This window comes from Gallalistipes aquisgranensis (genome assembly GCF_014982715.1).
GTDB classification, from domain to species: Bacteria; Bacteroidota; Bacteroidia; order Bacteroidales; family Rikenellaceae; genus Gallalistipes; species Gallalistipes aquisgranensis.
The window spans coordinates 1257687-1284427 of the sequence record NZ_JADCJY010000001.1; the positions used below are offsets into that span (position 1 = coordinate 1257687).

The following is a 26741-nucleotide window of genomic DNA, read 5'->3' on the forward strand; positions in this document are numbered from 1 at the left end:
TTGCCACTTGTTCAGAGTAATGAATTGTTCTTCGATACCGGATTACACTCATACTTTGGATTTAGTGGTGGCACTCGGAGGGATACCGAGTGCCTTTTTCTTCCTTTTTCCAACCGATTATCCCGTTAATTATCAATCCGCTAAATCCAAAGTAATGAACAACAAGAAGAAAAACGAGGGTCAGACCGACTTTTCCTATTACGGTCTGTACCTGCTGGACTATCTCCGCACGAACAAGTTTGAACAGGCTGACGACACCGCTTTCATACGGGAACGGGCCGACCGTGCCGCCGAAACGTATGAGAGGGCACGGCTTGAAGGCTATCCCGCCGATGGTGCGCAGGAACTGGCGATGGACACGCTGCTGCGCGGGCTGCATTATTCCCGTTACGCCATCCTCCGCGAAGTCGTGGAAAACGAGTTTGCCGATGAAGTGCCGGAAGAGAAGCGTGAAGCCTTTGTCCTGAAACTGCTGCCGCTTGTCGGCAACGTGTTCTCCGTCTATGACCTCTCGGATGACAATTTCGCCCTGTCTTCCGATTACGACCTGCTCTACACGGAGCTGACGGGAGCAACCGTCCTTTACTTAGACGAATATGGCGTTTAACCGCAAACAGAAACTGCGGGACAACATCGAGGCGATACGGACGGCATTCATCCTTGACAGGGAAAATAGGACAGCGACAACCGAAGAGCGTGCCATACTTCAAAGGTACTGCGGTTTCGGCGGTCTGAAATGTATCCTCAACCCTGCAAAGGAACTGACGGATGCCGTCCGGTGGGCGAAATCCGACCTCGAACTGTTCGCCCCGACGGTGGAGCTGCACAGGCTTATCCGTGAGAACAGCAAGGACGAAACAGAGTACAAGCGGTTTGTGGATTCGCTGAAAGCGTCCGTGCTGACCGCTTTCTACACCCCCAAAGAGATAACCGACACCATCGCGGACGTGCTGGCAGATTACAGCGTCCGCCCCGCCCGTATGCTCGAACCGTCGGCAGGTGTCGGCGTGTTCGTGGATTCCATGCTGCGGCACAGCCCCAATGCGGATGTGATGGCTTTCGAGAAGGATCTGCTCACGGGTACAATCTTGAGGCATCTCTATCCCGACCAGAAAATGCGCACCTGCGGTTTTGAGAAAATCGAAAGACCGTTCAACAATTATTTCGACTTGGCGGTGTCCAACATTCCGTTCGGTGACATTGCCGTGTTCGACGCGGAGTTTCAGCGGAGCGACTCTTTCGGCAGACGCTCCGCCCAGAAAACCATCCACAACTATTTCTTTCTCAAAGGACTGGATGCCGTGCGTGACGGCGGTATCGTGGCGTTCATCACCTCGCAAGGGGTATTGAATAGCACCAAGACCTCCGTGCGTAACGAGCTGTTCAGTCAGGCCAATCTGGTATCCGCGATACGCCTGCCCAACAACCTGTTCACGGACAACGCGGGCACGGAGGTGGGCAGTGACCTGATTGTCCTGCAAAAGAACCTCAGCAAGAAGGAAATGTCGCAGGACGAGCGGCTGATGACCGTGATACAGACGGACACGAAAACCGCCCTGACCGACAACGCCTATTTCATCCACCACCCGGAACGCATCGTGCATACGATGGCGAAACTTGACACAGACCCCTACGGGAAGCCCGCTATGGTTTATCTGCACGAGGGCAAGGCAGCAGGCATCGCCGGGGATTTGCGCCGTATGCTCGACGAGGATTTCCATTACAGGCTTGCCATGCGCTTGTATTCGGGTTCAATCCGGCAGGCAGGAACGGAAGAAAAAGTTGCCGTTCAAAATAAAGTAGAGCGTCCTGCCATAAAATTGGAAACAGTATCCTCGGCGCAGACGGTGGAAACTCCGACAGAAAAGCCGCAACCCGCAGATGAAAAGCCGGAGATAGAACCGCGCCCGCAATATTCCGCAGGCGTGCAGCTCACCCTGCTTGACCTCTGGGGGATGACGGAAGAGGTCAGCCAACCGAAAACCTCCAAAAAGAAAAAGACGGTGAAAAAGGCAGTTACGGCAAAGTCCACTCCGCCCAAACCGAAAGTCACGGTTACACCGACAGCTCCAACTGCAAAACCCGCAATGGAGAATAAGGAGGTGAAAGCGGAGAACACCGCCAAGCCTGCCGACCCGGACGACATCTATGCCACACTGGACTGGGATACCAATCCTCCCATCAACGGTTTCTATGAAATGATGATGGGTTTGACGCCGGAGCGTAGGAAAGAACTTCGGGAACTGGCAAGGCAGCATAACGAGAAACAAGTGGCGGAAAAGACGGAAGTGAAAGCCGTGCCGGAAACTTCCCGTGAGCAGCCACGACAGGAGGAAACACAGCCGGAGGCAGTCGCCGCACCTGCCGTTACAGATACCCCATCGGAAGCGGTGGGGACTTTCCTTTTCCCCGACATCGAAGCGGAAAAGCCGAAGGAGGAAGTCGTGGACCTTTCTCCGCGTGCCTACCACCGCACGCCGGAGATGCACCTGCGCGAAGGGTCGCTGGTGGCTGACCGGGGGCGTCATAACATCGGCTACCTGAAAGACATCACGCCATACGGGGCGACATTCCAGCCGCTCGACCTGAAAGGATACCAGAAGGAAAAGGCGTTGTTGTATGTGTCGCTGCGTGACGCCTACGAGCGTCTGTACCGTTATGAATCGCTCCGGCGCGAGGCAAATGTTCCGTGGCGAGAGCATCTGAATACCTGTTACGATGAGTTTGTCATGCGCTACGGCAACCTCAACGCCAAGCAGAACGTGAAGTTAGTGATGATGGATGCGGGCGGGCGCGACATCCTTTCGCTGGAACGGATGGAAAACGGAAAGTTCGTCAAGGCGGACATCTTCGAGCATCCTGTTTCCTTCGCGGTGGAGAGCCATGCCAACGTAGGCTCTCCCGAAGAAGCCCTGTCTGCGTCGCTCAACAAATATGGTACGGTCAATCTCGACTATATGCGGGAGATAACCGACAGCACGGCGGAGGATTTGCTCACTGCCCTGCAAGGGCGCATCTACTACAATCCGCTCGTGACCGGTTACGAAATCAAAGACCGTTTCATCGCCGGAAATGTCATAGAGAAAGCGGAACGCATAGAGGCATGGATGGGTGACAATCCCGAAAATGAGCGTATGCCGGAGGTGAAGCAGGCGTTGGAGGCTCTGAAAGATGCCGAGCCGCAGCGCATCGCCTTCGAGGATCTGGACTTCAATTTCGGGGAACGCTGGATTCCGACGGGTGTCTATGCCGCCTACATGAGCCGGCTGTTCGACACGGAGGTGAAAATCGCCTATTCCGCAAGCATGGACGAGTTTTCGGTGGTGTGCGGCTACCGCACCATGAAAATCACGGACGAGTTTCTGGTGAAGGGGTATTACCGGAACTATGACGGTATGCACCTCCTAAAACACGCCCTGCACAACACCTGCCCTGACATGATGAAGTCCATCGGCAAGGACGAGCATGGCAACGACATCAAGATGCGCGACAGCGAGGGAATACAACTCGCCAACGCCAAGATTGACGAGATACGAAACGGCTTCTCCGAATGGCTCGAAGAGCAGTCGCCGCAGTTCAAGGAGCGGCTTGTGACGATGTATAACCGCAAGTTCAACTGTTTCGTGCGCCCGCGCTACGACGGCTCCCATCAGACCTTTCCCGACCTCAACCTGAAAGGGCTGGCAAGCCGGGGTATCAAGAGCGTCTATCCCTCACAGATGGATTGCGTCTGGATGTTGAAACAGAACGGCGGCGGAATTTGCGACCACGAGGTGGGAACCGGTAAGACGCTGATAATGTGCATCGCCGCGCATGAGATGAAGCGTCTGAATTTGGCACACAAGCCGATGATTATCGGGCTGAAAGCCAACGTTGCGGAGATTGCAGCCACCTATCAGGCGGCATATCCCAACGCACGTATTCTGTACGCTTCGGAGAAGGACTTTTCGACCGCCAACCGTGTGCGCTTCTTCAATAATATAAAGAACAACGACTACGATTGCGTCATCATGTCGCACGACCAGTTCGGCAAGATACCGCAGTCGCCGGAATTGCAGCAGCGCATCCTGCAAGCAGAGCTTGACACGGTGGAGGAAAACCTCGAAGTGCTACGGCAGCAGGGAAAGAACGTGTCGCGGGCGATGCTGAAAGGATTGGAGAAGCGCAAGCACAACCTTGAAGCGAAGCTGGAGAAGGTGGAACACGCCATAAAGTCACGCACGGACGACGTGGTGGATTTCAAGCAGATGGGCATCGACCACATCTTCATAGATGAGAGCCACCAGTTCAAGAATCTGACTTTCAACACGCGCCACGACCGTGTGGCGGGATTGGGAAACAGCGAGGGAAGCCAGAAGGCACTTAACATGCTCTTTGCCATACGCACCATACAGGAGCGCACAGGAAAAGACTTGGGTGCGACCTTCCTCTCCGGCACGACTATCAGCAACTCACTGACTGAATTGTACCTGCTGTTCAAGTACCTGCGCCCGAAGGAGCTGGAACGGCAGGACATAAGGTGTTTCGACGCTTGGGCGGCGATATTTGCCAAGAAGACGACGGATTTTGAATTTAACGTGACGAACAATGTGGTCCAGAAGGAGCGTTTCCGCTACTTCATCAAAGTGCCGGAGCTTGCCGCCTTCTATAATGAAATCACGGACTACCGCACGGCGGAGGATGTGGGCGTTGACCGTCCTGCCAAGAACGAGATACTGCACCATATACCGCCCACGCCGGAACAGGAGGACTTCATACAGAAACTGATGCAGTTCGCCAAGACGGGCGATGCCACCTTGTTGGGCAGGCTGCCGCTTTCGGAAACGGAAGAAAAGGCGAAGATGCTCATCGCCACGGACTATGCCCGGAAAATGGCACTCGACATGCGCATGATAGACCCGAATTACGAAGATCATCCCGACAACAAAGCGAGTCACTGTGCCAAGATGATCGCGGAGTATTATCAAAAATACGACGCCCAGAAAGGCACGCAGTTCGTTTTCTCTGATTTGGGGACATACCAGCCGGGCGACGGGTGGAACGTCTATTCGGAAATCAAGCGCAAACTGACGGAGGACTACGGTATACCGCCAAGCGAGGTGCGCTTCATTCAGGAGTGCAAGACCGACAAGGCGCGGAAGGCGGTGATAGACGCCATGAACGCCGGGACGGTGCGTGTGCTGTTCGGCTCTACCTCTATGCTCGGAACGGGTGTGAACGCCCAGAAACGGTGTGTGGCTATCCATCATCTCGATACGCCGTGGCGACCGTCCGACTTGCAACAGCGTGACGGACGCGGAGTTAGGGCAGGTAATGAGATTGCCAAACATTTCGCCGGGAACAACGTGGATGTAATCATCTACGCGGTGGAGAAGTCACTGGACAGCTACAAGTTCAACCTCCTGCACTGCAAGCAGACTTTCATAAGCCAGCTCAAAAGCGGTGCGATGGGTGCGCGTACCATCGACGAGGGGGCAATGGACGAAAAATCGGGCATGAATTTCTCGGAATACATGGCGTTGCTCTCCGGCAATACCGACCTGTTGGACAAGGCGAAACTGGAAAAGCGGATCGCATCGCTCGAAGGGGAACGCAAGTCGTTCAACAAGGGCAAGCGTGATTCGGAGTTCAAGCTGGAGTCAAAGACCGGCGAGTTGCGCAACAACACGGCTTTCATAGATGCCATGACGGAGGACTGGAACCGCTTCCTGTCGGTGGTGCAGACCGACAAGGAGGGCAACCGCCTTAATATAATAAAGGTGGACGGAGTGGATTCCGCCGATGAGAAGGTCATCGGAAAGCGTTTGCAGGAGATAGCCAAGAATGCCACGACCGGAGGGTTGTACACGCAGGTCGGTGAACTTTACGGTTTTCCGATAAAGGTGGTGAGCGAAAGGATACTCAAAGAGGGATTGGAGTTCACCGACAACCGCTTCGTGGTCGAGGGGAACTACAAGTACACCTACAACAACGGGCATCTGGCGATGGCTGACCCGTTGGCCGCCGCCCGCAACTTCCTCAACGCGATGGAGAGGATACCCTCCATCATCGACCAGTACAAGGCGAAGAACGAGGTGCTGGAGATGGAGATACCGCAGTTACAGGAGATAGCGGGTAAGGTGTGGAAGAAGGAGGACGAGCTGAAGCAGTTGAAGTCCGAACTTGCCGCCCTTGACCGAAAAATTCAGCTGGAGCTTGCGCCACCCACGCCCGAAGTCGCAGAAAAGGAGAATGAAGGGCAACAGCTCAAGCCGGAAGCGGAAGATGTGAGGAACAGGCAGGCGCAATATCCCGAAAATGCACCGCCGCAGATACGCAGTCCGGCGGATAGTATCGTTGCCAACCATGTCATAATCGGGCGTCCGGGACTGTATGCCAAGGAGGAAACCCGGTCCAAAGGATTGAAAATATAACCTAAGGAATTTTATCTGAAGTATTAATAAGGGCTATCCCAAAAGGTCTAAAAGTAAATTTTATCCTTTCTGCAAGTATCTATAGGATGGCAACTGCATTTTTTTCTTTTTGGGCAGCCCTTATTAAAATTTATTCTTATTTTAGGTTATATACATTCATGTCCATTTATGTAAAAAATTCCTGCTGACCTTGTTTATGTCTTGTCAGTCACCATTTGCAAAACCATATTTGACCCTCAAAGAGGCTGAATTTGATAAGTAACTTGCTACATACTCATAATAAGGAGCTAAATAGAACACGAATGGGAAATACACAAATGCTAAACTAAAGAAGATATTGGCCAAAATAAACGCTATACCGAGAGAGAAACTTGATTTTTCAACTTCCTAAAACGGTGTTGTTCAAACATTTCTACTTATTTGTACTTGCCAGTTGAACCTACGCTTCCCTAATAAAATGTCTATGGTAAAAAGTTAAAAAATCCTCCCACTTTTGTTAGATATATTTTTTTGTGTAATTTTGTAATCGTTATGCGGCAGTAATAATATACATATTAATACGAGTTAGTAATCCTGTAGTTCTCATATGCTACGAGGAGGTATTAAAAGGTGCGTTTCGACAATGCATCTACTGTAGTATATTATTGCTTAATCCAAATGAATATTATAAATTTAGGAATTCTTGCTCACATTGATGCAGGAAAAACTTCCGTAACCGAGAATCTGCTGTTTGCCAGTGGAGCAACGGAAAAGTGCGGCCGTGTGGATAATGGTGACACCATAACGGACTCTATGGATATAGAGAAACGTAGAGGAATTACTGTCCGGGCTTCTACGACATCTATTATCTGGAATGGAGTGAAATGCAATATCATTGACACTCCGGGACACATGGATTTTATTGCGGAAGTGGAGCGGACATTCAAAATGCTTGATGGAGCAGTCCTCATCTTATCCGCAAAGGAAGGCATACAAGCGCAGACAAAGTTGCTGTTCAGTACTTTACAAAAGCTGCAAATCCCGACAATTATATTTATCAATAAGATTGACCGTGCCGGTGTGAATTTGGAGCGTTTGTATATGGATATAAAAACAAATCTGTCGCAAGATGTCCTGTTTATGCAAACTGTTGTCGATGGATCGGTTTATCCGGTTTGCTCCCAAACATATATAAAGGAAGAATACAAAGAATTTGTATGCAACCATGACGACGATATATTAGAACGATATTTGGCGGATAGCGAAATTTCACCGGCTGATTATTGGAATACGATAATCGCTCTTGTGGCAAAAGCCAAAGTCTATCCGGTGCTACATGGATCAGCAATGTTCAATATCGGTATCAATGAGTTGTTGGACGCCATTTCTTCTTTTATACTTCCTCCGGCATCAGTCTCAAACAGACTTTCAGCTTATCTCTATAAGATAGAGCATGACCCCAAAGGGCATAAAAGAAGTTTTCTTAAAATAATTGACGGAAGTCTGAGACTTCGAGACGTTGTAAGAATCAACGATTCGGAAAAATTCATCAAGATTAAAAATCTAAAGACTATTTATCAGGGCAGAGAGATAAATGTTGATGAAGTGGGTGCCAATGATATCGCGATTGTAGAAGATATAGAAGATTTTCGAATCGGAGATTATTTAGGTGCTAAACCTTGTTTGATTCAAGGATTATCTCATCAGCATCCCGCTCTCAAATCCTCCGTCCGGCCAAATAAGCCCGAAGAGAGAAGCAAGGTGATATCCGCTCTGAATACATTGTGGATTGAAGACCCGTCTTTGTCCTTTTCCATAAACTCATATAGTGATGAATTGGAAATCTCGTTATATGGTTTGACCCAAAAGGAAATCATACAGACATTGCTGGAAGAACGATTTTCCGTAAAGGTCCATTTTGATGAGATCAAGACTATCTACAAAGAACGACCTATAAAAAAGGTCAATAAGATTATTCAGATCGAAGTACCACCCAACCCTTACTGGGCCACAATAGGGCTGACTCTTGAACCCTTACCGTTAGGGGCAGGGTTGCAAATCGAAAGTGACATCTCCTATGGTTATCTGAACCATTCTTTTCAAAATGCCGTTTTTGAAGGGATTCGTATGTCTTGCCAATCTGGTTTACATGGATGGGAAGTGACAGATCTGAAAGTAACTTTTACTCAAGCCGAGTATTATAGCCCGGTAAGTACACCTGCTGATTTCAGACAGCTGACCCCTTATGTCTTCAGGCTGGCTTTGCAACAGTCAGGTGTGGACATTCTCGAACCGATGCTCTGTTTTGAGTTGCAGATACCCCAAGTAGCGAGTTCCAAAGCTATTACAGATTTGCAAAAACTGATGTCTGAGATTGAAGACATCAGTTGTAATAATGAGTGGTGTCATATTAAAGGGAAAGTTCCATTAAATACAAGTAAAGACTATGCCTCAGAAGTAAGTTCGTACACTAAGGGCTTAGGCATTTTTATGGTTAAGCCATGTGGGTATCAAATAACAAAAGACGGTTATTCTGATAATATCCGCATGAACGAAAAAGATAAACTTTTATTCATGTTCCAAAAATCAATGTCATTAAAATAATGGAGCGGTCAGGAAATTTCTATAAGGCAATACGGTTGGGATATATACTTATCTCCATTCTTATCGGATGTATGGCATATAATAGCCTCTATGAATGGCAGGAGATAGAAGCATTAGAACTTGGCAATAAAAAAATAGACGAGCTCCGAAAAGAAATAAACAATATCAATATTCAAATGATAAAATTTTCTCTATTGGGTGAAACAATACTGGAATGGAACGATAAAGATATCGAGCATTACCATGCACGGCGTATGGCAATGGACAGTATGCTCTGCCGTTTCAAGGCCACCTATCCAGCAGAGCGCATCGATAGTGTGCGCAGTCTTTTAGAGGATAAGGAACGACAGATGTTCCAGATAGTCCGGTTAATGGATGAACAACAATCTATTAACAAGAAGATAGCCAATCAAATTCCGGTTATTGTACAGAAAAGTGTGCAGGAACAGTCCAAAAAGCCAAAACGAAAAGGTTTCTTAGGCATATTCGGCAAAAAAAAGGAAGTAACTCCAGCAGTATCAACCACTATCCTTCATTCGGTCAATAGAAACGTAATCAGCGAACAGAAAGTGCAGGATCGCCAATTGTCGGAACAAGCCGACAGCCTTGCAGCTCGTAATGCAGAACTTAACAGACAACTGCAAGAATTGATTTGCCAAATAGAAGAAAAGGTACAAACCGAACTGCAAAGCCGGGAAAACGAAATAGTTGCCATGCGTGAAAAGTCATTTATGCAAGTAGGCGGTTTAATGGGATTCGTTCTTCTATTGTTGTTAATTTCCTACATCATCATACATCGTGATGCAAAAAGCATTAAACAATACAAGCACAAGACAACTGATTTGATAAGGCAACTGGAACAATCCGTACAACGGAACGAGGCACTGATAACGTCAAGGAAGAAGGCGGTACATACTATCACCCATGAACTGCGCACACCGCTGACAGCAATAACAGGCTATGCCGGACTGATACGGAAAGAACAGTGTGAGGATAAGTCCGGGCAGTATATCCAAAACATACTGCAATCCTCCGACCGTATGCGGGATATGCTTAACACTTTGCTTGACTTCTTCCGCCTGGACAACGGCAAGGAACAGCCCCGTCTGTCACCCTGCCGGATTTCAGCAATCACGCACACACTTGAAACGGAGTTCATGCCTGTTGCCGTGAACAAAGGGCTGTCCTTGTCCGTGAAGACTGGACACGATGCCATTGTATTGACCGACAAAGAGCGAATAATACAAATCGGGAATAACCTGCTGTCAAACGCTGTCAAGTTCACAGAAGAAGGCGGTGTTTCTTTGATTACTGAATATGATAATGGAGTTCTGACACTGGTCGTTGAAGATACAGGTACAGGCATGACAGAAGAGGAACAGAAACAAGCGTTCGGTGCGTTTGAACGTCTATCAAATGCCGCCGCAAAGGAGGGTTTCGGGCTTGGGCTTGCCATAATGCGTAATATTGTGTCGATGCTTGGCGGAACAATCCGTTTAGACAGCAAGAAAGGGAAAGGCAGTCGTTTCACAGTTGAAATTTCTATGCAGGAAGCTGAAGAACAGCTTGGATATACAAGCAATACACCTGTTTATCATAACAATAAATTCCATGATGTTGTCGCCATTGACAATGATGGGTATTACTTCTGATGCTGAAAGAGATGTATTCCCAAGAAGGAATACACTGCGACACTTGCACCGATGCTGCGGCACTGATGGAAATGATACGCCAGAAAGAATACAGCCTGTTGCTGACAGACTTGAATATGCCCGATATAAACGGTTTCGAATTGCTGGAACTGTTGCGTTCGTCCAACGTGGGCAATTCACCAACAATCCCGGTGGTTGTGGCAACCGCTTCGGGCAGTTGTAACAAAGGGGAACTATTGGCAAAAGGCTTTGCCGGATGCCTGTTCAAACCGTTCTCCATATCGGAACTGATGGAGGTTTCCGACAGGTGTGCCATAAAAGCGACACCGGACGGGAAACCGGACTTTTCCGCCTTATTGTCCTATGGCAATGAAGCCGTCATGCTGGAAAAGTTGATAACTGAAACAGAAAAGGAAATGCAGGCGGTACGGGATGCAGCAAAAGAAAAAGACCTGCAAAAGCTGGATTCCCTGATCCACCACCTGCGCAGTTCGTGGGAGGTGCTCCGTGCCGACCAACCGCTGAATGTACTTTACGGATTGCTTCGTGGCGATGCTCTCCCGGATGGTGAAGCGTTAAGCCATGCCGTGACTGCCGTGCTGGATAAGGGAGTGGAAATAATACGGTTGGCAGAAGAGGAAAGGAGAAAATACGAAGATGAATAAGACAAAAATAATTGTGGTGGAAGACAACATCGTGTATTGCGAATATGTCTGCAATATGCTGTCACGGGAGGGCTACCGCAATATGAAGGCTTACCACCTCTCAACCGCGAAGAAACATCTGCAACAGGCAACAGATAATGATATCGTGGTTGCCGACCTGCGTCTGCCTGACGGCAGTGGCATAGACCTTTTGTGCTGGATGCGAAAGGAGGGAAAGATGCAGCCCTTCATCATTATGACCGACTACGCCGAAGTTAATACCGCCGTGGAAAGCATGAAACTCGGCTCGATAGACTATATTCCCAAACAGCTTGTGGAGGATAAACTTGTCCCCCTGATCCGTTCCATACTGAAAGAACGTCAGGCAGGACAACGCCGTATGCCTATATTCGCCCGTGAAGGTTCCGCCTTTCAGAAAATCATGCACCGCATAAGGCTGGTAGCCGCCACCGATATGAGCGTGATGATATTTGGTGAGAACGGCACGGGCAAGGAGCATATTGCCCACCTGTTGCATGACAAGAGCAAACGTGCAGGCAAGCCATTTGTGGCGGTGGACTGCGGTTCACTCTCCAAAGAGCTTGCACCGTCGGCTTTCTTCGGACACGTCAAAGGTGCATTTACAGGTGCGGACAATGCCAAGAAAGGATATTTCCATGAGGCGGAAGGCGGCACGTTGTTTCTGGACGAGGTAGGAAACCTCGCGTTGGAAACCCAACAGATGTTGCTCCGTGCCATACAGGAGAGGCGGTATCGCCCGGTCGGAGACAAGGCAGACCGGAATTTCAATGTCCGCATCATCGCTGCTACCAATGAAGATTTGGAGGTATCGGTGAATGAAAAGCGTTTTCGGCAGGATCTTCTGTACCGCCTGCACGACTTCGGGATAACCGTTCCTCCGTTGCGTGACTGTCAAGAAGACATTATGCCGCTGGCAGAGTTCTTCCGTGATATGGCAAACAGAGAGCTGGAGTGTAGCGTGAGCGGGTTCAGTTCCGAAGCACGTAAAGCGTTGCTGACACACGCATGGCCGGGCAACGTGCGGGAACTTCGGCAGAAAGTTATGGGTGCTGTATTGCAGGCGCAGGAAGGTGTTGTCATGAAAGAGCATCTGGAACTTGCCGTGACGAAACCGACCTCTACTGTCAGCTTCGCCTTGCGCAATGACGCGGAGGATAAGGAGCGGATATTGCGTGCGTTGAAACAGGCAAACGGCAACCGGAGTGTCGCCGCAGAACTGCTCGGCATAGGCAGGACAACACTATACAGCAAACTTGAAGAGTATGGACTTAAATATAAATTCAAGCAATCATAGCCCGTAATTCACTGAATTTGGCTATCTTTGCATAACATTTGAGAAAAACGGCGATTGGCAGGAGCTTTTCGCCGCCAACATATAGGATAAGACCGCAAGGCGTTTCAAGCGAAAATCTGGTAAATTGGAACTACGGAGACGATTGCGTGATGCTTATGCTATGCTTACGCATAGCGTGCATTCACGTACTCTCCGTAAAGGCTTTACCAGAGCCATCGCTTGAAGGTAGTGTGAATTGCACGCTACTTTTTTACCCTTGCCTAACGAAAGGAAACGATTATGGGTAAAGTTCAGATTCTCGCCGTACTGACGATGGACGGATGTCTTTCTTCAGAGTTATATGATAAAGCACATCAGGATTTGTGCCTTGACCGTTGCGGTCTTGATGAAATCAGGAAGAAAGCCTTTTACCGTGTGACACCGGACTATTCCATTTCAATGCTGCACGAATGGAGAAAAGACTGCACAAACATCCGTTACCTCGCGGAAGCCACACCGGACACGGCAGACTATATAAACGGACTGCTGCGGATGCACGCTGTGGATGAAATCATACTATACACCGTTCCTTTCATATCCGGAAGCGGACGACATTTTTTTAAGTCGGCTCTGCCAGAGCAACACTGGACGCTTTCCTCTTTGAAAAGCTATCCCAACGGTGTATGTCGCATTATCTATATCCTTGATAAAAAAGCAAGATAGCCAAAATGTGCGGCAAGCATACATTTCTATTTTCAGGAATAGAATAAATGTTCCGATTACAAACAATTTAAGTCGGAGATAATTTGTCCTTGTGAAAAAATACTGAATTTTATACCTCTGAAATCCAGCACTTTGTAAAATTGAGTGTTGGATTTTTTATTTTCTGCCGCGTTTTTTGCCAATTATATTCATGTGCGCACGCAGAAAACAAAGTGTAATTTTCAAAATTGACAGAACCATGAATTATTTCTTGCTGGCGGAAACCGACTTTTTCCGCCTGATAAACGAAGCCGGCGACTGCAATATGGAAACGGCATACACGGCTTTCGCCACCCAAGTGATCGAACTGTGCAACGGCGGCATGGACATGAACCTTACCGTCATCGCGCTTGCCTACATCGAAATCGAGTTGCAGCACCATCCCGTACGTAATCTGTCAGAAGAAAAAAGAGAGATTGCCGCCTACGTCAGCAAGGCTCTGTCTTTCGTAAGAAAGATGCAGAAATTCCTTGCCACGCCCCAAGTGCCACCACTAATATCCGCCAACAACGCAACAGAAACCACCGCCAGCCTTCTTCAATGGACGGGCAATGCCATCGACCTCGTGGAACTTATCTACGGCATAGACGTGATGGGCTGCATCAACAACGGCAATATGCCGCTCAAACAGCTCGCCCCACTTCTCTATAAGATATTCGGGGTTGATTCTAAAGACTGCTACCGCTTCTACACTGATATCAAACGCCGGAAGAACGAAAGCCGCACCTATTTCATTGACAGGATGCAGGAAAAACTGAACGAGAGAATGTTGCGTGATGAGGAGTTGGAGCGGATGAGAAAATAAAAAAATATCCATTACATATGAGAAGACAGGAATACTCGTATCCTGTCTTTTTATTTTCATTTAATTATATATTAATTAGCACAATATATGTGAGTTTTTCATTCCTATAAGGACAAATTTCAGAAACGTATGTCTGGTAAATTATTGAGTCATCATAGTATGAACATATATCATTACTAAAAACAATGAAACAACTTCCATAAGATTGTGGTTGTAAAAATCGCCATTTAATAGCCCGTTTTTTTTGTAAAATTCGCCAATTAAAAAAATATGATTATCTTTGCATTATATTTTATAAGGTATGGAAACAGTAAATAGAATACTTCAAGAGAAGATTACAGCACGAATCGCGCCCAATAAAGCAGTACTGATTTTTGGTGCTCGCCGTGTTGGTAAAACGGTAATGATGCGTAAAATTGTGGACAACTATTCAGGTAGGACGATGATGCTCAACGGCGAAGACTACGACACATTAGCACTATTGGAGAATCGCTCAATAGCCAATTATCGGCATTTATTGGATGGTATTGATTTGCTGGCTATTGATGAGGCACAGAACATACCACAAATCGGTAGTATTCTGAAGTTGATAGTTGATGAAATACCGGGAATAAGTGTCTTGGCAAGTGGTTCTTCGTCATTCGATTTGCTGAATAAGACTGGTGAACCGTTGGTCGGCCGCAGTACGCAATTTCTCCTTACACCATTCTCGCAACGGGAAATCGCACAGACGGAAACGGCACTTGAAACCCGCCAGAACCTCGAAGCGCGCTTGATTTACGGTTCCTATCCCGAAGTAGTAATGATGGAGAACTATGAACGTAAAACAGACTACCTACGTGATATTGTCGGTGCATACCTGCTTAAAGATATCTTAGCAATTGACGGCTTAAAAAATTCGAGCAAGATGCGCGATCTACTGCGATTGATAGCTTTTCAGTTGGGCAGCGAAGTTTCTTACGAAGAGTTAGGTAAACAACTCGGCATGAGCAAGACGACCGTTGAAAAATACCTCGACCTATTGGAAAAGGTCTTCGTTATCTATCGTCTGGGGGCTTATTCGCGTAACCTACGCAAGGAGGTTACAAAAGCTGGCAAGTGGTACTTCTACGACAACGGCATTCGCAATGCCATTATCGGGGCTTTCTCACCGCTGGCCATTCGGCAGGATGTCGGTGCGCTGTGGGAGAACTACATCATCGGAGAGCGGCGCAAAGCGAACTTCAATGAGGGACTGCACAGGGAGTTCTATTTCTGGCGCACCTACGACAAACAGGAAATCGACCTGATTGAGGAGAGTGCCGACAGTCTTACCGCCTTGGAGTTCAAGTGGGGAAATAAAATGCCGGCCGCACCGAAAGCCTTCCAAGAAGCCTATCCCTATGCCGAGTTTCATGTGGTAAATCGGGAGAATTATTTGGAGTTCGTATAATCAATAAATTACGTATATGGAAACAAAACTACAATCCAAACAGCAATATCCGCGGTTTATCCAAAATAAACCGTGTGGTATTGACAAATTCGATGGAGGTTCGCAAGAAAGGTTGGCAAAAACTATTGCTCGCCATTTTTGTCAGAATGATTCATTGGATGAGGAATGTACTTTACCTCGAATTATCGGCATCGAAGGTATTTGGGGATCTGGAAAATCCAACGTGGTTAAAATGTTGGAACGTGAATTATCAGACGACTATTACTTTTTTGAGTATGACGCATGGGGACATCAAGAGGACTTGCAACGCCGCTCTATATTGGAATTGCTTACAAGCAAACTTATTGATGATGGTATCCTATCTGGAAATGCAACAATAAAAGTCAAAGGTGGAGGTACGAAAACCGTATCATGGTCTGAAAAGCTGAAATATTTATTAGCCCGTAAAACGGAGACCGTAACCGAAAAATATCCCCTTATCAGTAATGGTATGGTTGCGGCATTTTTGGTTGCAGTTTTAACTCCGATATTTACATTTATTGCGTATGCAGTAAAACCTACACCCACAACATGGTGGTTTTCTTTATTGTCTATTATCATAGCTGCACTGCCAGTTCTTATTGCATTGTGCGTTTGGAAATGGGCATATAGCAAAGATCATAAATATGGATGGAGTTATATGTTAGCTATTTATCAAGATAAAGTCGAAAAGGACGTTTGCTATGAGACTTTGAGCGAAGACGAACCAACGGTTTACGAGTTCAAAACATGGATGCAAGACATTTCTGATTTTATCAAGGAAAAAGGACAACGTAAATTAGTCCTTGTTTTTGACAACATGGATCGTCTCCCCGCTGAAAAAGTAAAAGAATTATGGTCTTCTATCCATACGTTCTTCGCCGATAGCGGTTTTGAAAATGTTTGGGCTGTTATTCCTTTCGATGAAACACATTTAGCTTGTGCATTCGGAGATGAGACCGACGAACAAACGAAACAACTGACCAAGTATTTTATCAATAAAACTTTCCCTATTGTTTATCGTGTTGCTCCTCCTGTTATTACCGACTATCGAAGTATATTCAACAAACTGTTTGTTGAAGCATTTGGAGAAACAGAAAATGAAGCGAAAGAAACTATAAATCGGATATTCAGATTGGTAAATCCTAATGCCAATGTTAGGGAAATTATATCATATATCAATGAGATGGTCGCTCTTAAACAAGAGTGGTGTAACGAAATTTTGATGATAAACATAGCATTGTTCTGTTTGAAGAAGACGGATATTCTGGCAAATCCAGTAGAACAAATATTGTCCGGCGACTATCTGAATGGCATTCAAACAATAATTAACAATGATCTGCAAACACAACGCGAAATTGCAGCTTTGGTATATGGTGTCGATGTTGAAGATGCTCGACAAATTCCATTGAAAAAATATATTGAAGGCTGCATCAACGGAGAAGAAGACCACGACATAAATCAATATGCAGAGACTAATAAACAATTTGACACTGTATTAGAAGAAGTTATACAATGTATGGACAATGCGCTTATCGATAAGATTATACATTGTTTGCATAAATTAACTCGAAAGAGCGATGTTATTCTGCGTGTATGGCAAAGAATAGCACAATTGAAATTAAAAGAATCCATAGAGAAGCAGGTGTTCCCTGTCGAATACCAAGAACTGCTGTTGCATTTAGACACGGAAAGCCAAAACCATGTGATTGCTCAATTATATAAGAAGATAGTTCGGTTCAATGACTTCAATGGCGGCGACTATTTCAAAACGTTAGATGCAATAGACAGGTTTATTGCGCAAAATAAGTTGGCGTGCGATTTTACGTCATTGATTGAAGCAAAAACAGTCAAGCCAAATACATTTATCGATTATATTCAAGCTGCAAATGCAACAGATGCTGCCTATCGGGATAACGCGACAACTAAAGCATATAAATATTATCAAGTAGCAACAAATTCGGAGGCGCTCGATAATTATTTGGCAAACTTACTACCCGATAATTTCGACCATGCAGATATTGTAAAAACGTTAAAAGATAATTCTACCTATACGTTTCCAACGCTTTTGCAAGCGATCACGAATTGCATTGATGAACAGAATGTAAATAAAGATAATATAGGGGCTATATTTACAACCTATCGTTTATTGGCATCTGACGAAGAAAGACCTTTACCTGTAACGTTAGATTCAACCTACATAAATCAGTTGCATTCTGAATTAGAAACTGATGGCCGAAACATTAAAGAGTCTGGATATTACGATTTAGTCGCCATGCAATTGGCACATGGTCATTCCGTTTCCTTAATAGAGGGTGGAGATATAAAATATGTTGCAGAACTCATGGACTATTATGTGGATCATGGAGACTTATTAGTAAATAGTGTGGGATGGAATATACCGCTATTAAATGAAACACTACAATACATGGTAAATCATAAACTTGGCTATAAATTATTGCTCTCAGACATATTGCCCCAATTTGAAGATATTAAGAACAGAATAGGTGTAACGGATGAGGTATTTATCGAGCATTTAGCAGAGTGGAATACCGATTTGGATAAGTATATCACTAAGAACAATATTAAAGATGTAATTCCTGACGCATCTTTTTACGATTTGACCACTAAAATAAGCAATGTCCTGACCGATCATATCAATAAAATAGCGTTCGAAGCGTTGTCTGAAATAAGTGTTGATACATTATACGCCCAAAGAACAGCACATACATCATATTATTGGTTTGTCGCAATAAAACATTTACTGGCTAAAATCAAATCCTTGCCAGATAACTTGACTGAATTTGGCAAAAAGATTCTGATGGATATTGCTTCTGGAACTCAAAGTTTGAATCCTTTCCCTAATTGTTTCAAGAATATAGTTGAAAGATTGGATAAACGAAAAATTAAATCGACAGTTACCGATATAAGAAATGATTTCTGCATCGGTAAAAAGACTATCAATGCAATAAAGTTTCAATTTTTCGAAACATGGCTTAGATCGCATGGTAATTTGAAAAGTCAAGCTGGAGACGTTATTGATAAAATAGTGAAACCTGTAATTTCCGATGGGGCATGCCGTTCATTGATTCTGCAAAACAAAGATTTTTATATGGATTTAATAAATACAGCAGGGGATGATGCTTATGAATTGAAAAAGAGTCTCCGAAACCTCATACAAAAAGATTCAGATCCGCAATTGGTTAAATTTGTCAATTCGATAGATTCAGTACCTGAGGTTGAAACCGCGTAAGTATTTGTCTAACAAGTCCGAATTTTACGATTTTACCCGTCAGAACTGAAGTGCCCCCCAAAAAAATTGTATCCAACTTTTGGGGGTCACTTCAAACTTCGATAGGGATAATTTTCAATTTTGGGGACTTGTTAGACAGTCTCATTATCTGGTAGCAGTTTACACAGCACCGGATCGTTTTTGATACGCTCCAGTTCCTCCTGCACAATCTGCTTCACCTCTTCCTTGATGCGCCGGTAGTTCGCCTGCACCGTTTCCTTCATGCGGTCGTTGCCGTCCTCGTCCGTGAAGTTTGTAATGACGGGAATTTTCTTGTAGGCACTTTCTTCCCGTTTCACCTTTTCGGCATCCACCACAATCTCGCAATGAAAAATCTTCTGCTCGATACGCTCGTTGAAGTTGTCGGATACAGAACCGACAAACATTCCCTGCGTAAGCCCGGAAATCTTACTCGGTGGAATGAGCGCGTCCATCTGCGTGTTGATGGAGGTGGAAACATCCTGCCGGTTGATGGAGATGGACTGCCGTTTCTGCAACACCTTACCGAACCGCTCGGAGAGCGTCTTGGCTGTTTCCCCCACCACCTGACCGGAGAAAATATTGCCGACAGTGTTCATCACCACTTTCGCCTCTTTGTCCCCGTAGTCACGCACTAACTGGCTGAAATCCTGAAAGCCCAGACACACGGCAACCTTGTTGCTTCGGGCGGTAGCTATAAGATTGTCCAACCCTTTGAAGTATATTGTGGGCAACTCGTCGATGATGACCGATGACTTCAGCATCCCCTTCTTGTTGATGAGCTTCACGATACGGGAATTATACAGACCGAGTGCCGCACCGTAGATATTCTGACGGTCGGGATTGTTACCCACGCAGAGGATTTTCGGCTCTTCGGGATTGTTGATGTCCAGCGTAAACTCGCTGTCTGACATCACCCAGTAGAGCTGCGGTGAAATCATCCTCGAAAGCGGGATTTTTGCCGACGCTATCTGACCCATGAGCTGCTCCGCAGCCCCTCCAAGCCACGCATCCATGAACGGCGAAAGGTAGTTCTCCAGCTCCGGATAAGAGGTCAGTATCGGAAATATATCCTCGTAACGGCGGTTCAGAAACTCGATAGCATGGGGAAACGTGCAAAACTTCCCGTTCTGATAGATTTTGAGATACCAGATAATACTGGCAAACAGAATGATAGGTGACTCCACGAAGAAGTCGCCCTGCTTTTGCACCCACGTTTTATTGAGGTTGAGATGACATCGGCAGGAACGACGGCTCACATATGGAAACGGGACACGCCGGACGGGTGGAACTGCCGACCCCGGCGGAAACAGGCAATCACTTAACACCTTATTTATATGGAACAGACAAAGAATGAACCGACGAAAGAGAACAAAGCTGCTCCCGAAACGGGGAAACCGAAAAAGGAGCGCGAACCGCTGACAGAGGCGCAACGGCTGAAACGGCAGAAGATGATCGTGCTGCCCGCTATGGTGTTGGTGTTCATCGGGGCGATGTGGCTGATATTCGCCCCGTCCTCCGGCAAGGAGCAACCGCCGGGAACGGACGGATACAACACCGAGATGCCCGACGCTGACAAGGCGAACCGGCAGATTATCGGCGACAAGCTGAAAGCCTACGAGCATGGGGAGATGGAAGAGCGTCAGGAGAGCCGCAACCGTGCCATCGGGCAGCTGGGCGACATGTTCGACCGCGAGATAGCGGGAACGGAGAACGGAGTGGACTTCGACCTCGCCAATCCGGGCGGCAAGGAAGAAAGGGCAAAGCCAGCCACGCCGCAGACCATCCAGTCCTCCGCAGCCGCCTACCGTGACCTGAACGCCACGCTCGGAAACTTCTACGACCAGCCGAAAAACGACAATGCGGAGATGGACGAATTGTTGGAGCGCATCGCATCGCTGGAGTCGGAACTGGAAAGCGAGAGGGGCAAGGCTTCCTCTATGGACGAGCAGGTGGCTCTTATGGAGAAGTCCTACGAGCTGGCGGCAAAGTACATGGGCGGTCAGAACGGAGGACAGCCATCGGCGGAACAGAGGGCAGAGCCAACTACCGTGCAGAAAGGGAAGAAGAACAAGGCAATGCCTATCAGACAGGTGGAGCATCAAGTAGTTTCTTCACTCTCACAGCCTATGAGTAACGCGGAGTTTGTCGCCGCCTTATCGCAGGAACGCAACCGGGGTTTCAACACGGCTGTCGGCACGGCGGAGGTATTGGACAGGAACACCATACCGGCGTGCGTGCATGGGGCGCAGAGCGTGACGGACGGGCAGACGGTAAGGCTGCGCCTGCTGGAGCCTATGGCGGTGGCAGGCAGGACAATACCCCGGGGTGCGGTGGTGGTCGGCACGGGCAAGATACAGGGTGAGCGGCTCGACATCGAGATTACCTCGCTGGAATACGACGGCACGATTATCCCCGTGGAGCTTGCGGTCTATGACACGGACGGACAGCCCGGCATCTTCATCCCGAACTCGATGGAGATGAACGCCGTCCGGGAGGTCGCCGCCAACATGGGCGGCTCGCTGGGAAGCAGCATCAACATCTCCACCAATGCCGGGGCGCAGCTCGCCTCCGACTTGGGCAAGGGGCTGATACAAGGCACGAGCCAGTACATCGCCAAAAAGATGCGAACCGTCAAGGTGCATCTGAAAGCCGGGTACAGGGTCATGCTTTACCAAGAAAAATATTGAAAACAATAAAAATTACCACTAAAATCCAAAAGTAATGAGAAAAGTAATCATCATGTTTGCCCTCGCTATGGGCATCATAACTGCCAACGCGCAGGAGAATGTAACCGTTGAAACGACCAACGGAAGTGAACAACCGACCTTGACGAAGGAGGTCTATCCGCAGAAGGAGGCGGACGGCGACCTATATCACGGGCTGTCACGCAAGCTGACCTTCGACCGCATGATACCGCCGCACGGTCTGGAAGTGACCTACGACAAGACCGTCCACGTCATTTTTCCGGCGGAGGTGCGCTATGTCGATTTAGGCTCGCCCGACCTGATTGCCGGGAAAGCCGACGGAGCGGAGAACATCATCCGTGTGAAGGCTACCGTAAGGAATTTTCCCAACGAAACGAATATGTCCGTCATCACGGAGGACGGCAGTTTCTACACCTTCAACGTGAAGTACGCCGCCGAACCGCTGTTGCTCAACGTGGAGATGTGCGACTTCATCCATGACGGCAGCACGGTGAACCGCCCGAACAACGCGCAGGAAATCTATCTGAAAGAGCTGGGCAGCGAAAGCCCGATGCTGGTGCGCCTTATCATGAAGTCCATCCACAAACAGAACAAGCGCGAGGTGAAGCATATCGGCTGCAAGCGTTTCGGCATCCAATACCTGTTGAAAGGCATCTACACGCACAACGGCTTGCTTTATTTCCACACGGAGATAAAGAACCAGAGCAACGTGCCTTTCGATGTGGACTACATCACTTGGAAAATCGTGGACAAGAAGGTTGCGAAGCGTACTGCCGTGCAGGAGCAGATTATTCTGCCGCTCCGCGCGCAGAACTACGCCACCCTCGTGCCGGGCAAAAAGAGCGAGCGCACGGTCTTCACGATGGCGAAGTTCACCATCCCCGATGACAAGTGCCTCGTGGTGGAATTGAACGAGAAGAACGGCGGCCGTCACCAGTCCTTCGTGATTGAGAACGAGGATTTGGTACGCGCGGGTACCATCAACGAACTTCAAGTACGCTGACCATGAGAAAGTACATCGCAATAATCATCGCGTCGCTTGCCCTTTTTACAGGGCAGGCGCACGCCCAGCGGTGTCTGCCGAAGATGCAGGGCATCGAGGTGAGGGCGGACATGGCGGACGGCTTCAATCTCGGCGGCAAGGACGGCGGGTACAGCTTCGGGGCGGCTCTCTCCACCTACACGAAGAAGGGGAACAAGTGGGTGTTCGGTGGCGAATACCTGTTGAAGAACAATCCCTACAAGGACACCAAGATACCCGTGGCGCAGTTCACGGCGGAGGGCGGCTATTACTTCAAGATACTGTCGGACGCCCGAAAGATTGTTTTCGTCTATGCCGGGGCTTCGGCTCTCGCCGGATATGAGGCGGTAAATTGGGGGAAGAAGGTGCTGCATGACGGCTCCACGCTGCACGACCGGGACGCCTTCATCTACGGCGGTGCGCTGACGCTCGATGTGGAGTGTTACGTGGCAGACCGTATCGCCCTGCTTGCCAACCTGCGGGAGCGTTGCCTTTGGGGTGGCGACACACGGAAGTTCCACACGCAGTTCGGGGTCGGTATCAAGTTCATCATCAACTGACACGGGCATGGAAAGGACGGAAATAGATGCTGTCAGAAGGATGCCGCTTGCGGATTTTCTCGCACGGCTGGGGCATGAGCCTGTCAGAAGGAGCGGTAACGAGCTGTGGTATCTTGCCCCGTACAGGGGCGAGCGCACATCCTCTTTCCGTGTGAACGTGGCGAAACAGCTCTGGTACGACTTCGGTTTGGGCAAGGGCGGCGACATCTTCACGCTTGCCGGGGAGTTTCTGCAAAGCGATGACTTCATGAAGCAAGCGAAGTTCATAGCGGAAGCCGCCAATATGACGGTTGCCGGATGGGAAAAGCCCGTCTATCTCTCGAAGCCGACCGAATCCGTTTTTGAGGATGTGGAGGTCGCTCCGCTGCTCCGCTCACTGCTGACGGAGTATTTAGAGGAACGGGGCATCCCTTACGCCATCGCATCCCGTCACTGCTGCCGCTTGAACTACGGTGTGCGTGGGAAACGGTATTTTGCCGTTGGCTTTCCGAACATGGCAGGTGGCTATGAAGTCAGAAGCCGATATTTCAAGGGTTGCATACCTCCGAAGTCTGTATCACTGGTAAAGGCGAATGACATCCCGGCTGACGAGTGCCTCGTGTTCGAGGGCTTCATGGACTTTCTCTCTGCCGTGACGCTTGGTGTAACCGGTAACGCTGACTGTCTTGTGCTGAACTCAGTCGCCAACGTGGAGAAGGCGGCGGGATTGCTGGACGGATACGGGCGCATCGGCTGCTTCCTCGACCGTGACGAAGCCGGACGGCGGACGCTTGCCGCACTTACCATGCGATACGGGGAACGTGTCACCGACCGTTCCTCCCTCTATGACGGTTGCAAGGACTTGAACGAGTACCTGCAACTGACAACGAAAAAACAGAAAAACAACCATCTAAAAATCGAAGAACAATGAACATACTGAACAACAGAAACAAGAGAACATCAATATTCAAGGCAGTGGCGTTATGCCTGATAGCCGCCATGTCATTCACCCTCGTGTCATGTGACGATGACATGGACATCCAGCAGTCCTATCCCTTCACGGTGGAGGTCATGCCCGTGCCGAACAAGGTAGTAAAGGGGCAGACAGTGGAAATCCGCTGTGAACTGAAAAAGGAGGGCGACTTTTCGGGTACGCTCTATACCATCCGCTATTTCCAGTTCGAGGGGGAAGGCTCGCTCAAAATGGATAACGGCATCACCTTCCTGCCTAACGACCGCTACCTGCTGGAGAACGAAAAATTCCGCCTGTACTACACGGCGGCGGGTGATGAGGCGCATAATTTCATCGTGGTGGTGGAGGATAACTTTAGCAACTCCTACGAACTGGAATTTGACTTCAACAACAGGAATGTAAAGGACGACGATCTTACCATCGTTCCCATCGGCAACTTCAGCCCCTTGTTGAAATGATGCGTGTATTCATGACAATGCTCTGTTCACTTCTGACGGTCTGTTCTGTGTCCGCGCAGATCAGCCGCCAAGAGGGAACGGACGGGCAGGCGGCAATCTACCGACTGCCGCTTATGGAACGTGCTTTTTTATGCTGCCGCTACTTTGAAGGCTGGCACTCAGAAAAACACTACCCATACGTCGGTTGGGGTCACAAACTTTTGCCAAACGAGAAGTATTCGGCACGAACCATGACAAAACGGGATGCGGATGAACTTTTGCGGAAAGACCTGCGCAAATTTGTCGCCATGTTCCGTAAATTCGGGGTTGATTCGATTTTGCTTGGCACGTTAGCTTACAATGTGGGACCGGCGAAGCTGTTAGGCAGCAAAACAATCCCCAAAAGCACCTTAATCAAGAAGCTGGAAGCTGGTGACAGGAACATCTACCGTGAGTATATAGCCTTCTGCAACTACAAAGGAAAACGCCACGCCATGCTGCTCAAACGGAGAAAGGCGGAGTTTGCGCTGTTGTATATCCCATAAAAGGACTGACAAAACTGGCAAAAGACGTGCCATATTTAACTTGGCACGTCTTTTGCTCTATCACTTGATAGATTATCGTAGGATTTTCTCGTTAATTGACATCGTTGAGCCATTTTTGCCTATCGGTTTCCAAATAACACTTCAAGTTGTAAGTGTTGTGAGAGCAATACAAAACATAGTTATTAACCATAAAAAGTATAGCGAAATTATGAAGAAAGTATTTAGGAAAATTCAGAAAGGAACAACAAAAATGATTGAACGTATCAAATCGTTGGGGGAAATGGAGACGAAGCAGAAATGTGTAGTTCAACGGTTCGAGATTATCATTCCCCTCCACCAAAAAATAACGACCCAATATATAGCCTCCGCAAGTTTTACTTGCGGATTTTTTAGTTATCGCAGATTGGACAAAGGTTTCTTTGCTACTTTCTTTGTCCGCCATCATGCTCACTGAAAGAAAGTAGGGCGGCTCTCGCCGCCCCGCCACTCAAAAGCGTGTGTAAAGTCCCGTCACCATCGTGAACATTTCCTCCAGCATATCAAAATAGATACCCTCGTGTACGGCAATGTCCTTTGTCTTGCACTCAAAGGTCTTTTTGCTGAACGTCCTGCGGTAGAAGCGCATATTGTAGAGGTCTGCCCCTTCGTCATAGATGATGTCAAGGCGGTTGGCACTTGTTTTGTTCCTTGCAAGGCTCATCCGTAAGCCGTTGCCCATATCTATGAAATCACGGCTACCTGTCATGGCGGTGAAGCGTTTTCCGCCTATCTGCTGTAATATCGTCTTGGCTATCATATCTTTTGTTTTTAGGGTTTTAAGTATTGGCGGTGCGGACACCGCCATCCCGTTCAAAATTCTCGCATTTCGGAAATGGGGGTCTGCCGTTGTAGCCACTCTTTCACACATTCCATATTGTACTCGCTCGTGATGACTGCCGTATGGCTGTCGGTGGCGGTGAAACGTGTGCTTTCGTAATCATCTATCCACCCCTTGAGGGTGTCCGTTCCCCACGCTCCGGTATCGTCAAAGATACCGTCCAATGCCGTGATAGGTTCGCTGAACTTGACTATCAGCGTTTGATAGGTCGTGTTCATAGTCTGTCCTCCTTTCCCTTCTTTGCGTTCAGCCACTTGTCCCGTGCGGCTCGGCACTCGTCCAACGTGGGTTTGACACAAGAGAACAATTCTCTGTCTATGGGGTGGCGGTAGTCGTACTGCACAAGTGTCCGCCTGCGTCTTCCGATACCCGATTGGAAACGCTCGTATTTCTCCGTACCTGCTTCCGCGCAGGTGCTTACTCCGTTGATGGTCATTCGTGTTGTCATAATGTTGCTTTTTAGATGGTTAAAAATGTACTGACAGAACTCTGTTCTTCATCACCATTTCGGGGTTGCTTGTGTAGCGTTGGTGCAGGTAGAAATGGTGTGAGCCGAAGCCGTAAAGGAAAAACTTGTCAAGTTCGTGCTTCTCGGCAAACTCCTTTACGCTCTTTCTCAATTCCCCCTCACTCGTTGTGAGAGTGAGGAGGTTCACAAATTCAAGGAACATCGTGGGGATTGCATCATCCCACACACAAATCATACTTTCAATTCTTACTTCCATATCAATGTTGTTTTAGGGGTT

Annotated in this window: 19 protein-coding genes and 3 pseudogenes; 17 read left to right on the forward strand and 5 right to left on the reverse strand. The window is 47.9% G+C overall.

Annotation, left to right across the window (positions count from 1 at the left end):
- Window positions 1-154: 154 nt before the first annotated feature.
- The 9 genes and pseudogenes from INF32_RS04950 (at window position 155) to INF32_RS04990 (ending at window position 18877) form a co-directional block, all read left to right on the forward strand.
- On the forward strand, window positions 155-607 hold the full coding sequence (locus tag INF32_RS04950; RefSeq protein ID WP_004304266.1) for a DUF1896 domain-containing protein: 453 nt from the start codon (window positions 155-157) through the stop codon (window positions 605-607).
- Entirely contained in the window at window positions 597-6413 is a 5817-nt protein-coding gene (locus INF32_RS04955) for an N-6 DNA methylase (RefSeq protein WP_004291462.1), read from the forward strand. The genes INF32_RS04950 and INF32_RS04955 overlap by 11 nt, the downstream gene beginning before the upstream one ends.
- A 657-nt stretch (window positions 6414-7070) precedes the next feature.
- The gene (gene tet(Q), locus INF32_RS04960) at window positions 7071-8996 is read left to right on the forward strand and encodes a tetracycline resistance ribosomal protection protein Tet(Q) (protein ID WP_004291466.1); all 1926 of its coding nucleotides are present in this window, start codon (window positions 7071-7073) and stop codon (window positions 8994-8996) included.
- Window positions 8996-11313: pseudogene (locus INF32_RS04965) on the forward strand (hybrid sensor histidine kinase/response regulator). The gene tet(Q) and the pseudogene INF32_RS04965 overlap by 1 nt, the downstream one beginning before the upstream one ends.
- The gene (locus INF32_RS04970; RefSeq protein WP_004291471.1) at window positions 11306-12628 is read left to right on the forward strand and encodes a sigma-54-dependent transcriptional regulator; all 1323 of its coding nucleotides are present in this window, start codon (window positions 11306-11308) and stop codon (window positions 12626-12628) included. Before INF32_RS04965 ends, INF32_RS04970 begins: the two are co-directional and overlap by 8 nt.
- A gap of 279 nt (window positions 12629-12907) precedes the next feature.
- Complete coding sequence (locus tag INF32_RS04975; protein ID WP_004291474.1) at window positions 12908-13330, forward strand: dihydrofolate reductase family protein; 423 nt, start codon at window positions 12908-12910, stop codon at window positions 13328-13330.
- A gap of 238 nt (window positions 13331-13568) precedes the next feature.
- Entirely contained in the window at window positions 13569-14174 is a 606-nt protein-coding gene (locus INF32_RS04980) for an RteC domain-containing protein (protein ID WP_004304269.1), read from the forward strand.
- Between the two features lie 301 nt (window positions 14175-14475).
- Window positions 14476-15606, forward strand: a complete 1131-nt coding sequence (locus tag INF32_RS04985; RefSeq protein WP_004291480.1) for an ATP-binding protein — start codon at window positions 14476-14478, stop codon at window positions 15604-15606.
- Window positions 15607-15622: 16 nt separating this feature from the next.
- On the forward strand, window positions 15623-18877 hold the full coding sequence (locus tag INF32_RS04990) for a P-loop NTPase fold protein (RefSeq protein WP_004291481.1): 3255 nt from the start codon (window positions 15623-15625) through the stop codon (window positions 18875-18877).
- 131 nt (window positions 18878-19008) lie between these two features.
- Here INF32_RS04990 and INF32_RS04995 read toward each other — a convergent pair.
- Window positions 19009-20127, reverse strand: a pseudogene (locus INF32_RS04995) (TraM recognition domain-containing protein); the annotation flags it as partial.
- 2 nt (window positions 20128-20129) lie between these two features.
- Between INF32_RS04995 and INF32_RS05000 the strand changes: the two are divergent.
- From INF32_RS05000 to INF32_RS12100, 8 genes and pseudogenes are all read left to right on the forward strand, one after another.
- Window positions 20130-20252 (forward strand): annotated as a pseudogene (locus INF32_RS05000) (TraL conjugative transposon family protein); the annotation flags it as partial.
- Entirely contained in the window at window positions 20233-21585 is a 1353-nt protein-coding gene (gene traM / locus INF32_RS05005) for a conjugative transposon protein TraM (protein ID WP_004291521.1), read from the forward strand. The pseudogene INF32_RS05000 and the gene traM, both read left to right, overlap by 20 nt.
- Before the next feature lie 34 nt (window positions 21586-21619).
- Window positions 21620-22606, forward strand: coding sequence for a conjugative transposon protein TraN (gene traN / locus INF32_RS05010; protein ID WP_004291522.1), 987 nt, complete (start codon window positions 21620-21622; stop codon window positions 22604-22606).
- A 2-nt stretch (window positions 22607-22608) separates the two neighbouring features.
- Window positions 22609-23184, forward strand: coding sequence for a conjugal transfer protein TraO (locus INF32_RS05015; RefSeq protein ID WP_004291523.1), 576 nt, complete (start codon window positions 22609-22611; stop codon window positions 23182-23184).
- 7 nt (window positions 23185-23191) lie between these two features.
- Window positions 23192-24094 carry a toprim domain-containing protein gene (locus tag INF32_RS05020; protein WP_004291524.1) on the forward strand — a complete coding sequence of 301 codons (903 nt, stop codon included), beginning with the start codon at window positions 23192-23194 and terminating at the stop codon, window positions 24092-24094.
- Complete coding sequence (locus tag INF32_RS05025) at window positions 24091-24594, forward strand: DUF3872 domain-containing protein (protein WP_004291525.1); 504 nt, start codon at window positions 24091-24093, stop codon at window positions 24592-24594. The genes INF32_RS05020 and INF32_RS05025 overlap by 4 nt, the downstream gene beginning before the upstream one ends.
- Entirely contained in the window at window positions 24591-25118 is a 528-nt protein-coding gene (locus INF32_RS05030) for a glycoside hydrolase family protein (protein WP_004291526.1), read from the forward strand. Before INF32_RS05025 ends, INF32_RS05030 begins: the two co-directional genes overlap by 4 nt.
- A gap of 64 nt (window positions 25119-25182) precedes the next feature.
- A complete protein-coding gene (locus tag INF32_RS12100; protein WP_004291527.1) occupies window positions 25183-25572 on the forward strand; it encodes a hypothetical protein in 390 nt (129 codons plus the stop codon).
- A 33-nt stretch (window positions 25573-25605) separates the two neighbouring features.
- Here INF32_RS12100 and INF32_RS05035 read toward each other — a convergent pair whose 3' ends face one another.
- The 4 genes from INF32_RS05035 to INF32_RS05050 are packed head-to-tail and all read right to left on the reverse strand — an operon-like array spanning window position 25606 to window position 26720.
- Window positions 25606-25914 carry a hypothetical protein gene (locus INF32_RS05035; RefSeq protein WP_004304290.1) on the reverse strand — a complete coding sequence of 103 codons (309 nt, stop codon included), beginning with the start codon at window positions 25912-25914 and terminating at the stop codon, window positions 25606-25608.
- A gap of 53 nt (window positions 25915-25967) precedes the next feature.
- On the reverse strand, window positions 25968-26213 hold the full coding sequence (locus INF32_RS05040) for a DUF6956 domain-containing protein (RefSeq protein ID WP_004291529.1): 246 nt from the start codon (window positions 26211-26213) through the stop codon (window positions 25968-25970).
- Window positions 26210-26443: a DUF3873 domain-containing protein gene (locus INF32_RS05045; protein ID WP_004304291.1), complete on the reverse strand. Its 234-nt coding sequence runs from the start codon at window positions 26441-26443 to the stop codon at window positions 26210-26212. Before INF32_RS05045 ends, INF32_RS05040 begins: the two co-directional genes overlap by 4 nt.
- Window positions 26444-26462: 19 nt before the next feature.
- Entirely contained in the window at window positions 26463-26720 is a 258-nt protein-coding gene (locus tag INF32_RS05050; protein ID WP_004291531.1) for a hypothetical protein, read from the reverse strand.
- Window positions 26721-26741: the final 21 nt, after the last annotated feature.